The organism is Spirillospora sp. NPDC049024 (assembly GCF_040649235.1).
Classification (GTDB): Bacteria; Actinomycetota; Actinomycetes; order Streptosporangiales; family Streptosporangiaceae; genus Spirillospora.
Genome location: NZ_JBEZFD010000005.1, coordinates 407,960 through 421,759, shown reverse-complemented (window position 1 = coordinate 421,759; position 13,800 = coordinate 407,960). Strand labels below are relative to the sequence as shown.

General features: G+C 72.6%; 11 protein-coding genes. All 11 read right to left on the bottom strand.

Going from position 1 to position 13,800, the window contains the following annotated elements; genetic code table 11:
• Positions 1-47 precede the first annotated feature (47 nt).
• Positions 48-905 carry a TIGR03936 family radical SAM-associated protein gene (locus AB0C21_RS12290; protein ID WP_500204082.1) on the bottom strand — a complete coding sequence of 286 codons (858 nt, stop codon included), beginning with the start codon at positions 903-905 and terminating at the stop codon, positions 48-50.
• A gap of 149 nt (positions 906-1,054) precedes the next feature.
• Positions 1,055-2,977, bottom strand: a complete 1,923-nt coding sequence (locus tag AB0C21_RS12285; RefSeq protein ID WP_500204081.1) for a TIGR03960 family B12-binding radical SAM protein — start codon at positions 2,975-2,977, stop codon at positions 1,055-1,057.
• A gap of 61 nt (positions 2,978-3,038) precedes the next feature.
• Entirely contained in the window at positions 3,039-4,223 is a 1,185-nt protein-coding gene (gene rodA, locus AB0C21_RS12280) for a rod shape-determining protein RodA (RefSeq protein ID WP_500204080.1), read from the bottom strand.
• Positions 4,220-6,292, bottom strand: a complete 2,073-nt coding sequence (gene mrdA, locus AB0C21_RS12275; RefSeq protein WP_500204079.1) for a penicillin-binding protein 2 — start codon at positions 6,290-6,292, stop codon at positions 4,220-4,222. Before mrdA ends, rodA begins: the two co-directional genes overlap by 4 nt.
• Positions 6,289-6,888 (bottom strand): rod shape-determining protein MreD, encoded by a 600-nt coding sequence (gene mreD / locus AB0C21_RS12270; RefSeq protein WP_149261608.1) that lies wholly within the window; start codon positions 6,886-6,888, stop codon positions 6,289-6,291. The genes mrdA and mreD overlap by 4 nt, the downstream gene beginning before the upstream one ends.
• Before the next feature lies 1 nt (position 6,889).
• Positions 6,890-7,867 carry a rod shape-determining protein MreC gene (gene mreC / locus AB0C21_RS12265; protein WP_500204078.1) on the bottom strand — a complete coding sequence of 326 codons (978 nt, stop codon included), beginning with the start codon at positions 7,865-7,867 and terminating at the stop codon, positions 6,890-6,892.
• A gap of 142 nt (positions 7,868-8,009) precedes the next feature.
• Entirely contained in the window at positions 8,010-9,044 is a 1,035-nt protein-coding gene (locus AB0C21_RS12260) for a rod shape-determining protein (RefSeq protein WP_067794123.1), read from the bottom strand.
• Positions 9,045-9,910: 866 nt separating this feature from the next.
• On the bottom strand, positions 9,911-10,321 hold the full coding sequence (gene ndk, locus AB0C21_RS12255; protein WP_500204077.1) for a nucleoside-diphosphate kinase: 411 nt from the start codon (positions 10,319-10,321) through the stop codon (positions 9,911-9,913).
• Between the two features lie 46 nt (positions 10,322-10,367).
• Positions 10,368-11,873 (bottom strand): MFS transporter, encoded by a 1,506-nt coding sequence (locus AB0C21_RS12250; protein ID WP_500204076.1) that lies wholly within the window; start codon positions 11,871-11,873, stop codon positions 10,368-10,370.
• A 125-nt stretch (positions 11,874-11,998) separates the two neighbouring features.
• Positions 11,999-12,343 (bottom strand): DUF4233 domain-containing protein, encoded by a 345-nt coding sequence (locus tag AB0C21_RS12245; RefSeq protein ID WP_500204075.1) that lies wholly within the window; start codon positions 12,341-12,343, stop codon positions 11,999-12,001.
• A gap of 5 nt (positions 12,344-12,348) precedes the next feature.
• Entirely contained in the window at positions 12,349-13,719 is a 1,371-nt protein-coding gene (locus AB0C21_RS12240; RefSeq protein WP_500204102.1) for a bifunctional folylpolyglutamate synthase/dihydrofolate synthase, read from the bottom strand.
• Positions 13,720-13,800: the final 81 nt, after the last annotated feature.

Genomic DNA, 13,800 nt, shown 5'->3' with positions numbered 1-13,800 from the left:
CGTACCCTGCGGACCGGTTCCGTGCCTCCACGGCTTCGGTCCCACGGTCAGGCGCTGACGGCATCCGCGCTCGCGGCGTCCCCGGACTGCGGCCGGTCATGGCCGCGGGCCGTCTCGGCGTCGTCGCCGGACGGCTGGCCGGTCTCCCGGTCGGGATCCAGGGGATCCGCGAGGCCACCGGTGTCCGCGTCGAGGGGCCCCTGCGCCAGCCTGGTCACCAGCGGCGGTGACGGCGGCGCGAGGTCGGCGACCTGGCGCAGTCCGGTGAGGATGTCGTCGGGTCGAACGGCGGGTGTGGAATGCCGAACAACCATTCGAAGTATCGCACAAGGGGCATCCGCCGCCTCGGCGGCGCGCCGGTCCAGCTCGCAGGCGGACACGGCGGCGCGCACGTCGAAACGGCGCCGTCCCTTCTTCGTGAGGCGTTCCACCTCGATGTTCTCGGCGGCCATGAAGGCGGCCACGGCGTCGGCGGCGTCGCTCTCGGCCACGCCGTCCAGCCGGATCCGCCATTCGGACGCCTCGAGCCGGTCGGTGAACGCGCCCGGCTTCACCGGGGCGCCGCCGTGGTCCGCCCGTACCGGCACGACGTCGAGGACGTCGAGTCCGGAAGGCAGGGCCGCGTCGAGATCGGCTCGCACCCGCGCAGGGTCGCGGGACTCGGTGAGCCCGAGTTCGAGGTATTCGGCCTCACTGGCCACCCCTGTCGCCGCCGCACCCGCGTACGAGATCTTCGGGTGGGGGGTGAATCCGCCGCTGAACGCGACAGGGATCCCGGCACGCCGTACGGCGCGTTCCACGGCCCGGGAAATGTCGCGATGGCTCGTGAACCGCAGCCTGCCCCGCTTGGCGTAGCGGACGCGCAGTCGCTGGGTCACGGGGGCCGGCGCCGGACCCTCCGGCATGGGTGGCAGGGTTCTGGTCCTTCCTACTCGTGTCGAGTCGAAATAAAGGTCTCCCTATAGAGTACGGGGCGCCGGAGCCGGTTCCGCCAGGCACCGGCCCGGTAAGCCCGAAACCCTTACAGGTCAGGGGTTTCCACGGAGGAATCCGGTTACACCACGTCGAGCGGGAGCAGCTTCCGGCCGGTCGGGCCGATCTGGATCTCGGTGCCCATCGTGGGGCAGACGCCGCAGTCGTAGCAGGGCGTCCAGCGGCAGTCCTCGACCTCGGTCTCGTCGACGGCGTCCTGCCAGTCCTGCCAGAGCCACTCGCGGTCGAGCCCCGCGTCGAGGTGGTCCCAGGGCAGCACCTCGACCTCGTCGCGCTCGCGGACGGTGTACCAGGCGAGGTCGACGGGCTCGCCGGCCAGGGCCTTCTCGGCGCAGGCCGTCCAGCGCTCGTAGGAGAAGTGCTCGCTCCAGCCGTCGAAGCGGCCGCCGTCCTCCCAGACGGCGCGGATGACCTTGCCGACGCGCCGGTCGCCGCGCGACAGCATGCCCTCGACGATCGAGGGCTGGCCGTCGTGGTAGCGCAGGCCGATGGCGCGCCCGTACTCCTTGTCGCCGCGCAGGGCGTCCTTCAGGGCGCGCAGGCGGCGGTCGACGGTCTCGTGGTCGCACTGCGCGGCCCACTGGAACGGGGTGTGCGGCTTGGGCACGAAACCGCCGATGGACACGGTGCAGCGGATGTCCTTGCGGCCGGTGGCGTCCCGCCCGGCCTTGATGACCCGCTTGGCCATGTCGGCGATGGCGAGGACGTCCTCGTCCTCCTCGGTGGGCAGGCCGCACATGAAGTACAGCTTGACCTGCCGCCAGCCGTTCTCGTAGGCGGTGGTGACGGTGCGGATCAGGTCGTCCTCGGAGACCATCTTGTTGATCACCTTGCGCATCCGCTCGGAGCCGCCCTCCGGCGCGAACGTCAGGCCGGAGCGCCGGCCGCCGCGGGAGAACTCGTTGGCGAGCGTGATGTTGAAGGCGTCCACGCGCGTGGACGGCAGCGACAGCGAGGTGTTGGTGCCCTCGTAGCGGTCGGCGAGGCCCTTGGCGACGTCGCCGATCTCGCTGTGGTCGGCGCTGGACAGGCTGAGCAGCCCGACCTCCTGGAAGCCGGACTCCTTGAGCCCCTGCTCCACCATGTCGCCGATCGTGGTGATCGACCGCTCCCGCACCGGACGGGTGATCATCCCGGCCTGGCAGAACCGGCAGCCGCGGGTGCAGCCGCGGAAGATCTCCACGCTGAACCGCTCGTGCACGGTCTCGGCGAGCGGGACCAGCGGCTTCTTCGGGTACGGCCACTGGTCGAGGTCCATGACGGTGTGCTTCTCGACCCGCCACGGGACGCCGGGACGGTTCGGCGCGACCCGCTGGATGCGGCCGTCGGGCAGGTAGGTCACGTCGTAGAAGCGCGGGACGTACACGCCGCCGGACGCGGCGAGGCGCATGAGCAGCTCGTCCCGCCCGCCGGACTCGCCCTCGGCCTTCCACTCGCGGACGACCTCGGTGATGGCGAGCGCGATCTCCTCGCCGTCGCCGAGCACGGCGGCGTCGACGAAGTCGGCGATCGGCTCGGGGTTGAAGGCGGCGTGCCCGCCGGCGATCACGATCGGGTGGCCGTCGGTGCGGTCGGCGGCCTCCAGCGGGATACCCGCGAGGTCGAGCGCCGTCAGCAGGTTGGTGTAGCCGAGCTCGGTGGAGAACGACACGCCGAACACGTCGAAGGCGGCGACCGGGCGGTGCGCGTCGACGGTGAACTGCGGGATGCCGTGCTCCCGCATGACGGCCTCCATGTCGGGCCACACCGAGTACGTCCGCTCGGCGAGCACGCCGTCGCGCTCGTTGAGGATCTCGTAGAGGATCTGGACGCCCTGGTTCGGCAGCCCCACCTCGTAGGCGTCAGGGTACATCAGCGCCCACCGGACCGTGGTCTCGTCCCAGTCCTTGAGCTGGGAGTTCAGCTCGCCGCCAACGTACTGAATCGGCTTCTGCACGCTCGGGAGCAGCGGCTCCAGGCGCGGGAAGAGCGACTCGACCGGCATGACGGAACCCTCCGTGCAGGGGACGTGGGGAAGAACGTCCAGCCTACGCGGTCGCCGGTCGCTAATCGAACGGGCGGCGGCGCACGTGCACGGCCTGCAGCAGCCCGAACGCGATCATGTTGGCGAACGTCGCGGACCCGCCGTAGGACACGAAGGGCAGCGGCAGCCCGGTGATCGGCATGATGCCGATCGTCATCCCGACGTTCTCGAACGTCTGGAACCCCAGCCAGCACACGACCCCGGTGGCGACGAGCGTGCCGAACAGGTCGGCGGCCTGGGTGGCGATGCGCAGGCCGCGCCACAGCACCACGCCGAGCAGCGCGATGATCACGGCGGCGCCGACGAAGCCGAGCTCCTCCCCCGCCACCGTGAAGATGAAGTCGGTCTGCTGCTCGGGGACGAAGTGGCCGCCGGTCTGCTCGCCGTTGAACAGGCCCTTGCCGAACGCCCCGCCCGACCCGATCGCGATGCGGGCCTGCTGGGCGTTGTAGCCGGCGCCGCGCGGGTCTGCCTCGGGGTTCAGGAAGGCGGTGAAGCGGGCGATCTGGTAGGCCTTCAGCAGCCCGAAGAAGTACACGGCGGCGCCCGCGGCGACGCCCCCGCCGACCAGCCCGACCAGCCAGCGCTTCTGCGCCCCGGAGATCGCCAGCATGCCGAGCACCACCGCGATGAACACCAGCGTGGTGCCGAGGTCGGGCTGCAGCATGATCAGCAGGCCGGGCACCCCGGCGAGCACGAGCGCGAGCAGCACGTCCCGCCGGCCGGGGCCGATCTCCCCGTCCCTCGGCTCGCCGAGGATCATCGCCAGCAGCACCACGAGCCCGACCTTCGCGAACTCCGACGGCTGTACCTGGAACCCGCCGCCGAGCACGATCCACGAGTGCGAGCCGTTGATCGTCGAGCCGAGCGGGGTGAGCACGGCCAGCAGCCCCACGCACGCCAGCCCGTACAGGATGGGGACGTAGGCGCGCAGGAGCCGGTAGTCCAGCACGGTGACCAGGCCGCCGAGCAGGAACCCGATGATCAGGTTGAGGATGTGCCGCTTGAGGAAGCCCTCCGGGTCCTTGCCCTGCTCGGTCAGCAGGTGGAAGGTGGCCGAGCGGACCAGGAGCGCGCCCACCACCGACAGCGCCAGCACGGCCAGCAGCATCGGCAGGTCGAGGCGGCGCAGTTCGGCGACGCGGCTGGTCCACGACCGGTGCGCGGCGTAGGCGTCGACGCTGCCGACCCCGGAGCCTGTGATCATGGGGCCGTCCCCTCGGCGGGCATCCGCGGCAGCTCCGACGGGAGCTTGCCGTCCTGGAGGATGGGCTTGCGGTCCTTCGTCCCGTACATGGCCTCCCAGATCTCCCGGACCGCCGGCGCGGACGTCTGCGCGCCCTGCCCGCCCTGGGAGACCATCGCGACCACCGCGAAGCGCGGCTTGTCCACGGGGCCGAACGAGGCGAACCAGGACGTGTCCTGCTTGCCGTAGACCTCCGCGGTGCCGGTCTTGCCGCCGACGTCGACGCGCTTGAAGTCGAAACCGGAGAACGCCCCGGACGCGGTGCCGCTCTTGGTCACGTCCCCGAGGGCGGCCCGGATGTACTTGAGCACCTTCCCGTCGACCGGCAGCTTCCGCGGCGGCGGCGCGTCGATCCGGCGGACGACCGTGCCGTCGGGCCGCACGAGCGCGACGCCGAGCCGCGGCGTCATCAGCTTGCCGCCGTTGGCGACGGCCGCGTAGGCGCGGACGAGCTGGAGCGGCGTCACCAGGACGTCGCCCTGCCCGACCGAGAAGTTCGCCGCGTCGCCGGGCCGCCACACGTAGCCCTCGGTGCAGTTCTCCGTCGCGACCGCCTTCAGGTAGGCGGCGCGGGCCGGGTCGGTCTTGGCGACCTCCGGGTAGCCCTCCTTGGCGCCCTTGCAGTTGGCGGCCTTGGTGATGTTCCAGAAGTTCTTCTTCCATCCCCGGTCGGGGATGCGGCCCTCGCTCTCGCTGGGCAGGTCGATGCCGGTGCGCGACCCGAACCCGAAGTTGCGGGCCATCTTCACCATCGGGTCGGAGGGGTTCTTCTTCGGCTTCATCCCGCCGTCGCGCTGCCACTCCTGGTAGGCGAACCGGTAGAAGATCGTGTCGCAGGACTTGACGAGCGCCGTGTGCAGCGACATCGCCCCGAGCTCCTCGCCCTCGAAGTTGCGGAAGGCGCGGTTGCCGACGTTCAGCGAGCCGGGGCAGTCGTAGGTGCCGGTCAGGCTGTTGCCGTCCTCCACCGCGGCGGACACCGAGGAGATCTTGAAGGTGGAGCCGGGCGCGAACTGCCCCTGGGTGACCCGGGAGATCAGCGGCTCGCCCTGCTTCTTGCCGAGCAGCGCGTCGTACTCGTCCTGGGAGATCCCGCCGGTCCAGATGCCCGGGTCGTAGGTCGGGTAGCTCGCCATCGCGACCATCCGGCCGGTGCGCACGTCCATCACGACCGCGGCGCCGGCGTCGGCGGGGCGGCCCTGCTTGCGGGCGCCGTCGATCGCGTGCTTGAGGGCGTCCTCCGCGGCGCCCTGCACACCGGCGTCGATGCTGGTGACGAGGTTGCTGCCGGCGATCGGAGGCTGCTCCTCGGCGGTGCCGGTGACGCGGCCCTGGCTGTCGACCAGCACCTTGCGGAACCCGGGCTCGCCGCTCAGCAGCGAGTCGTACTGCGCCTCCAGGCCGTCGCGCCCGACCAGGTCGACGCCGCTGTAGCCGGTGACCTTGAGGCCCTTGCGCTTGTCGAGCTCCTCCTGCGTGACCGGCTGGAGGTAGCCGAGCATCTGCGCGGGCCGCGCACCCTCCGGCTGGGGGTAGTCGCGGACGGCCTGGACCTGCGCGGTGACCCCGGGGAAGTCCTCCTGCCGCTCCATGATCTGCAGGGCGCGCTTGGGGTCGACGTGGTCCTCGACCGGGATCGGCTGGTACGGGGAGCCGGGCCAGCACGGCCGCTTGATCCCGGGCCCGCACAGCCGGATCCGCTTGGTGATCTCGTCGTGGCTCACGCCGAGCACGTCGGCGAGCCGCTGCAGGACGGTCTTGCCGCCGTCCTTCTGCCGCGACAGGGTCGTCCGGTCGACCGACACGACGAGCGCGCTGCGGTTGCGCACGAGGGGCCGGCCGCGGTCGTCCAGGATCATGCCGCGGGTCGCGGGGACGACGATGTCGCGGGTGCGGTTCTGGGCGGCGATCGCCTTGTAGTGCTCGCCCTCCAGGACCTGGAGCGCCCACATGCGCCCGATCAGGACGAGCAGCAGCGCGCCGACGAGCACGTACAGGACGACGAGGCGGAAGTGGGTCCTCGGGTTCACAGGTTCCCGCTCCGCCCCGACATCGCGCGGTAGCGGGCGGCGGGCACCGCGAGGCGGTCGCCCCGGACGCGTTCCCCGCGTTCGTACCGGCGGGTGGCGCGCAGCACCGCCCACACGACGAACGGGCTCGCGATGACGTCGTAGAGCACCTGCAGCGGCACCATGCTGGACACGGTGCCCCACTCGGCGCGCGGGTCGCCGAGGATCATGCCGGTGCCCGCGTACAGCACGGTCCCGGCGAGCGCGCCGGCGGCGACGGCGAGGAACGGCACGGCGGACTGGCGGTCCATCTCGGCGGACGCGGCGCCGCACAGGTACCCGATGAGGCAGTAGACGAGCGCGTACCGGCCGAGGGTGTGGTCGGCGGGCGGGATGATGTCGGCGGCGAGGCCCGCGAGGAAACCGGCCACCATCCCGGTGGTGGAGCCGGCGACGAGCGCGAGCGCCACCACGGCCAGCAGCACCAGGTCGGGCTGGACGCCGCCGGGCAGCGGGAGCCGGTTCGCCACCGACACCTGCAGGATCAGCGTCACGACGATCACCACGGCGGTCACCGCGGCGCGGCCGGCCGGCGACGCCTCGGGCGGGTTCAGCACGTCAGTCCCCCCGGGTCGGATTCGTGGACGGGCTCTTCGAGTGGCGCGGCTTCGGGCTCTTGCTCGCCGAGGGGGTCGGGGTGGGGGACGGCGGCGGCGGGGGCTTGGGCGGCAGGACGGCGTCCCGCGGGTCGGTCTTCGGCGGGGCGACCACGACGGCGACGACGTCGAGGCTGGTGAACCGGACGAACGGGCGGACGTAGGCGGTGCGGGTCAGCCCGCTGGTGGACTTCTCGATCCGCTCGACGGTGCCGATCGGGACGCCGGGGACGTACGGCTTCTGGCCCTGCGACCCGAGCGTGACGATCCGCTGGCCGACCCGGATCGGCGCGGCGGCGTCCAGCAGCTGGAAGCGCAGCGGCGTGGCGCCGCCCCGGCCGAGGCCGCGGCGGCCGCGTCCCTGGGTGATCCCGATCTCCTTGGAGTCCTCCAGGCGGGAGCCGATGGAGGAGGTCTGGTCGGTGGCGAGGAGCACCGTGGAGGTCGCGGGCCCGACGCGGGTGATGCGGCCGACGAGGCCCTCGGCGCTCATCACGGTCATGTCGGGCTTGATGCCGCTGCGGCTGCCGACGTCGATGGTGACGGTGTCCTCGAAGCCCTGCCCGGCGGAGATCACCTGCGCGGCGTGGATCCGGTAGCCGCCCATCCCGGCGGTGCCGAGGAGCCTGCGCAGCTGCTCGGACCGGTCCTGGTCGAGGCGGCTGGAGCGCAGCTGCTCGCGCAGCCGCTGGTTCTGCCGCGCCAGCCGGTCGGCGCGGCGCCGCTCGCCGGGCGCGTCGGTGATCGCGTCGAAGGTGTTGCCCACCGGCCGCACGACGGACGCCGACGCCCGCTCCACCGGGCCGAACACCGTCGCGCCGAGGCCGCGCAGGCCGTGCAGCGGCGAGTCCTGCCCACCGCGGTAGTCGATGGTGATCATCGCGAGCGCCACGACGAGCAGCGCGCCGAGGACCACGCGGGTGCGACGGGTGTCCTTCACGCACCGACCTCCCGTTCCCTGGTCCGCCGGGAGCCCGGTGCCTCGCGAGGCAGGACGCCCCCACGCCCCCCTCGGCGGACCATGTCCGAATAAGCCCGCCGGAGGGACGTCCCCTCACGCCCCCTGGCGGGCCACGTCCGAATCAGTGCCGCGGCTCCGGCACGAGGACCTGCCGGAGCGACTCGAAGTCCTCGACGCACTTGCCCGTGCCGAGCACCACCGAGTCGAGCGGGTTGTCCACCAGGTGGATGGGCATCCCGGTCTCCTCGCGGAGCCGCTCGTCGAGGTTCTTCAGCAGCGCGCCGCCGCCGGTGAGCGCGATCCCGCGGTCCATGATGTCGCCGGACAGTTCGGGCGGGCACTTGTCGAGGGTGGTCTTCACCGCGTCCACCACGGCGTTGACCGGCTCCTCGATCGCCCGCCTGACCTCCTCGGCGGAGATCACGACGGTCTTCGGCAGCCCGCTGACGAGGTCGCGGCCCCGGATCTCGGCGTGCGGCTCCTCGTCGCCGCCGGGATAGGCCGACCCGATCGCCATCTTGATCTCCTCCGCGGTGCGTTCCCCGAGCATCAGGGAGTACTCCTTCTTGGAGAAAGAGATCACGGCCTGGTCGAGCTCGTCGCCGCCGACGCGCACCGACTGGCTGGTGACGATCCCGCCGAGCGAGATGATCGCCACCTCGGTGGTGCCGCCGCCGATGTCGACGACCATGTTGCCGGTGGGCTCGTAGACGGGCAGCCCGGCGCCGATCGCGGCGGCCATGGGCTCCTCGATGATGTAGACGCGGCGGGCTCCGGCCTGGTAGCCGGCCTCCTTCACCGCGCGCTGCTCCACCCCGGTGATCCCGCTCGGCACGGCCACGACGATCCGCGGCTTGGCGAAGTGCCGGCGCTTGTGCACCTTCTGGATGAAGTAGCGCAGCATCCGTTCGGTGACGTCGAAGTCGGCGATGACGCCGTCCTTCAGCGGACGGACCGCGACGATGTTGCCCGGTGTGCGGCCGATCATCCGCTTCGCCTCGATGCCCACCGCGACGATCTTCCCGGTATTGGTATTGATCGCGACCACGGAGGGTTCGTTCAGGACGATGCCACGCCCGCGCACGTACACCAGGGTGTTGGCGGTACCAAGATCGACCGCCATGTCACGGCCAAGAAACGACAGCTTGTTACCCATGAAGAAAGGGAGCCCTTCATGATTGACGGGCGTGTATAGCGGCGCGTCCATCGTAACGTGCGCGCACCTCCGCGGGCAGTCACCCCCGCGCCGCGCGTCGCGAAAAAAACGCGTCCTGACCAGCCCGGTTTTCCATAAAGAGAACCCGGCGGACTGATCTCCGGCAGCCCCGCGGCACGGTCGACCGGAGTGCGCACGGCACCCGCGGACACCCGACGCCATCGGGTAAACGAGGATCTTAGGGGGTCGCCGCCGCCCGAACACAGCCCCCGCGCCCGACACGAACGAATCGGCGCCACGACACCGCCCGCACCCCCGCAGAAAAGCCCAACCCTCGAACGAGGATCTACCGCCTCATGATGAGCACCGCGACCCGCCAGAGCCCCCCGTTACCGCTCCCCGAACCGCCCCTGGAATGTAAACGTGTTTACCCATGGGGGCGACCCCCTGGAACCCCCGTCACGAGCCGGGCGATCCTCACGCCACGGTTTCGGTGTGTTGTGCCCGTGCGGGTTTGTGCGTGGCGCTGCGGTCGCCCGGCTCGGCGGGTCGTGCGGCCTCCAGGCGCCTAGAGCGCCTTCCGGCCGCCCGACCCGCGATCCCGCTCAGGTCCACTCCAAGAGCATGATGGGGTGGCACATCCAAGAGCGTTGGACGTGCACGGTTCACACCCTCTTGGACTGAACCTTCGCCGGGGCGCGGGCAGGCGCGTGGAGCGAGTGCAGCGAGCGCAGCGCGCCTGCCCGCCGACGCAGGCGACCGCAGCGACGCCGCACCTGCCGTCACGGGCACAGCGACCGCAACGGCGGCGTGAGGATCGCCTGCGTCGTGACGGGGGTTCCAGGGGGTCGCCCCCCTGGGCAGACTCAGCCCAACTCGGGGAAGAAGAGCTTGATCTCGCGCTCGGCGGAGTAGGTGGAGTCGGAGCCGTGGACGATGTTCTCGCCGATCTCCAGGGCGAAGTCGCCGCGGATGGTGCCGGGGGTGGCGCTGACCGGGTCGGTGGCGCCGGCGAGGGCGCGGAACGCCTCGATGGCGCGCGGGCCCTCCACGACCATGGCGACGAGCGGGCCGCCGGTGATGAACTCGACCAGCTCGCCGAAGAACGGCTTGCTGGCGTGCTCCTCGTAGTGCGCCTCGGCGGTCTCGCGGGCGAGGGTCCGCAGTTCCAGCGCGACGAGCGTCAGGCCCTTGCGCTCGATCCGGGAGATGACCTCGCCGACGACGCCGCGGCGAACGCCGTCGGGCTTGACCAGGACAAGAGTGCGCTCGGACACGGGTGTTTCTCCTCGAGAATTTTCGGATTCGTTGAGCGCGCGAATACTACCCGGCTCTCGGGTCCGCGGCGGCATTCCCGGGGTGCCGCGCGGCGCGGGCGCGCGGCCGCCCGGCGCGTCCGGCGCACAGGCGGGCGGTGGCGCCGGCGAGCAGCACGGCGGCCGCCAGGGCGATGACCAGCCACACGCGGTAGCCCTCCAGCAGCGCGTGCAGCTGCTGGGCCTCCGTGACGGGGTGCGTCCGCTGCAACCGCGCCGCCTGCGCCGACAGGGCGAGCAGCTGCCCGGCCAGCACCGCGGGGAAGCACAGCGACAGCCCGAACAGCGCGGCGCCCGCCTTCGCGTCCCGCAGCGAGGCGGCGAGGGCGAGACCCGCGCCGGCGCCGAGGGGGACGAGGGGGGCGAGCAGGGCCCAGCGGCCGGGGGCGCCGCCCGCGAGGCCGAGCGGCACGGCGACGATCATGAGGAGGTAGCCGGCGCGGACGGCCCCGCGCGCCCCGGTGCGGGTGGCCGCGAGCGCCCCGGCGAGCGCGGCGGCGGCCGCGACGGCGAACGGGAGCAGCGGCGGGCCGCCGGTCCCCGCGCCGGCCCGGGCGGCGGCCAGCCCGGCCAGCGGGCCGGCGACCGGGTGGCAGAGCAGCCCGGTGGCGATCATGACGACCGCGCAGCCGAACGGGCTGCCCGCCGAGTCCCGGCCGCCGGTGAGGGCGAGTCCGGCCAGGGCGGGCAGCGCGAGGCCGGCGAGGAGGAGGCGGGCGCCGGGCGACCAGTTGTGCGCGGCGGCGACGGCGAGGAACGCGAAGCCGCCCGCGGGGACGAGCACGAGGAGCAGTTGGCCGCGCTCGGTGCGCCGGAACGCGAGCGGCCGTCGGGGGCGTGCGCACAGGAGCGGGTGGGCGAGCGCCGCCGCGGCGGCGGCCACGGCGAGCAGCGGGTAGGGGGCGAGCGCGACGCGCCAGTCGGGGACGGCGGTGCCGTCGGCGGGCGGCGGGACGGCCTTCAGCGCCAGCGGCATCGCGAGGATCAGCGTGCCCGCGAGGGCCCCGGCCCAGGCGGCGGTCAGGGCGCGGCTCCGCCGTTCCCACACCAGGACGAGGCTCGCGGGCAGGACGATGCCCGCGCCCGCGCCCTGGAGGGCCCTGACCGCCCCGACGAGGGGCACCGAGTCGGCGAGGCGGACGGCGCCGGTGCCGGCGAGAAGCACCGCGAGCCCGCCCATGAGCACGAACCACGCGGGGAACCGGCGGGCGGCGACGGCGGCGAGCGGCACGGTGACCAGCAGCGCGGGCAGCGACAGCCCGGTGGCGCGCAGCAGCCCGGGGATCTCGGCGTCGCCGAGTGCGAGGGCGCTCGCGGCGGCCGGGACGACGTCGCCGGACGCGTCGGGCACGACCAGGACGGCGGCGGGCAGGGCGGTGAACGTCAGCAGCAGCGCACCGAGCATGGCGAGCCGCCGCCGGGCGGGACCCTCGGGGAAGCGCGGCTGGGGCCCGGTGGCGGGCCGCCCCCTGGCGAGGCCGCCGGGCGGGTGTTCGCGTGCGTGGGAGGACACGGCGTGCTCCTTAGGACGTCGTCATCCGCCGCACGCGCATTCCCGGAAAGGAAGAATAGTCCAAATTAAGGCAATAATTGGGATTGGCGAGAATTGGCGGACGCAATGGTGCCGTCCCCGCGAACCTAGCGCGGCTGAGCGTTCCCCACCTTGCGTCCCAGCCAAATGGCCGTACCCCAAAGCGCCCCGAACACGACACCGAGGAAGAACATGGCCGGCACCATGAACCCGGTCGCGATGATCAGCACCTGCAGGACCGTGCCCGCGGCGACCGCCCACGGGAACCGCAGCAGGCCCGCCAGCAGCACGCAGGCGAAGGCCAGCCCGCCGCACACGCCGCCGGCGGTCGCGCCGTCCACGTCCAGCACCGTCACCGCCACCGGGATCGCGAGCGCGATCACGATGGCCTCGCACGCCAGCACGGTGGCGAACAGCCTCCGTGCCGGGTTCGCGGCGGTCCGTGGGCTCATGCCCGTCACCGGCCTTCCTCGACGCGCAGCAGGGTGCGGGCGTCGCCCGCGGTGACCACCGAGCCGGTGATCAGTACGCCGGCGCCCCGGTACTCGCCGGTCTCCTCGGCGAGCCCGATCGCCCGGTCGATGGCGTCGTCCAGGCGCTCGGCGACATGGACGCGCTCCGGGCCGAAGATCCCCTCGGCGATCTCGGCCAGCTCCTCGGGCCGCATCGAGCGCGGCGAGGAGTTGCGGGTGACCACGAGCTCGGCCAGCACGGGTTCGAGCTGGTCGAGGACCCCGGCGACGTCCTTGTCGGCGGCGATGGCGAGGACCCCGGCGAGCCGGGTGAAGCCGAACGACTCGGTGACCGTGGCGACGGTCGCGGCCATCCCCGCCGGGTTGTGCGCCGAGTCCAGCAGGACGGTCGGGCCCGACCGGGCGACCTCCAGCCGGCCCGGCGAGGCCGACTTGGCGAAGCCGCTGCGGACCAGCGCCGGGTCGAGCTGCCCCTCCTGCCCGCCGAGGAAGGACTCGCCGGGCGCGATCCGGGTCGCGGCCTCCAGGTTGGGCTCGCCCCGGGTCGGGGCGCCGCTGGCGAACGCCTCCACGGCCGCCAGGGCCGTCGCGGCGTTGCTCGCCTGGTGCTCGCCGAACAGGGGCAGGAAGATCTCGTCGTAGACGCCGTGCAGGCCGCGGATCGCGATCTGCTGGCCGCCGAACGCGACGTCCCGGCTGAGCACGCCGTACTCGACGCCCTCGCGCGCCGCCGCCGCGCCGGTCTCCACGACCCGGTGCAGCAGCACCTCGGCGGCCTCGACCGGCTGCTGCGCCAGCACCGCGACCGCGCCCGGCTTGATGATGCCCGCCTTCTCCCCCGCGATCTGCTCCAGCGTGTCGCCGAGGTAGCGGGTGTGGTCCAGGCCGATCGGCGTGATCACCGCGACGGCGCCGTCGGCGACGTTCGTGGCGTCCCAGGCGCCGCCCATGCCGGTCTCGACCACCGCCACGTCGACCGGCGCGTCCGCGAACGCCGCGAAGGCCATCGCGGTGAGCACCTCGAAGAACGACAGCCGCGTCTCGTGCTTGCCGTCGACCAGCTGGAGGTAGGGCAGCACGTCGTTGAACGTCTCGACGAAGCGCTCCTCGCTGATCGGCTCGCCGTCGATCGCGATGCGCTCGCGCAGCGTCGTCAGCTCGGGGCTGGTGTAGAGCCCGGTGCGCAGGCCGCGCTCGCGCAGCAGCGCCTCGATGAGCCGCGCGGTGCTGGACTTGCCGTTCGTCCCGGCGATGTGGATCACCGGGTACGCGCGCTGCGGCCCGCCCAGGACGTCGACCAGGTCGGCGATCCGGTCGAGGGTCGGGTCGATGTCCCACTCGACCCCCCGCCCCATGATCGCGGCGACGGTGGCCCTGTAATCGGACGGCTCGGATACCTGACTCACGGTCACAGAGCCTACTCGGCGGTGGGCGCG

Coding starts and splice junctions, on each gene's coding strand:
- AB0C21_RS12290 (WP_500204082.1), bottom strand. CDS start 905: ATGCCGGAGGGTCCGGCGCCGGCCCCCGTGACCCAGCGACTGCGCGTC.
- AB0C21_RS12285 (WP_500204081.1), bottom strand. CDS start 2,977: ATGCCGGTCGAGTCGCTCTTCCCGCGCCTGGAGCCGCTGCTCCCGAGC.
- rodA (WP_500204080.1), bottom strand. CDS start 4,223: ATGATCACAGGCTCCGGGGTCGGCAGCGTCGACGCCTACGCCGCGCAC.
- AB0C21_RS12260 (WP_067794123.1), bottom strand. CDS start 9,044: ATGGGTAACAAGCTGTCGTTTCTTGGCCGTGACATGGCGGTCGATCTT.
- AB0C21_RS12245 (WP_500204075.1), bottom strand. CDS start 12,343: ATGAGCCCACGGACCGCCGCGAACCCGGCACGGAGGCTGTTCGCCACC.
- AB0C21_RS12240 (WP_500204102.1), bottom strand. CDS start 13,719: ATGGGGCGGGGGGTCGAGTGGGACATCGACCCGACCCTCGACCGGATC.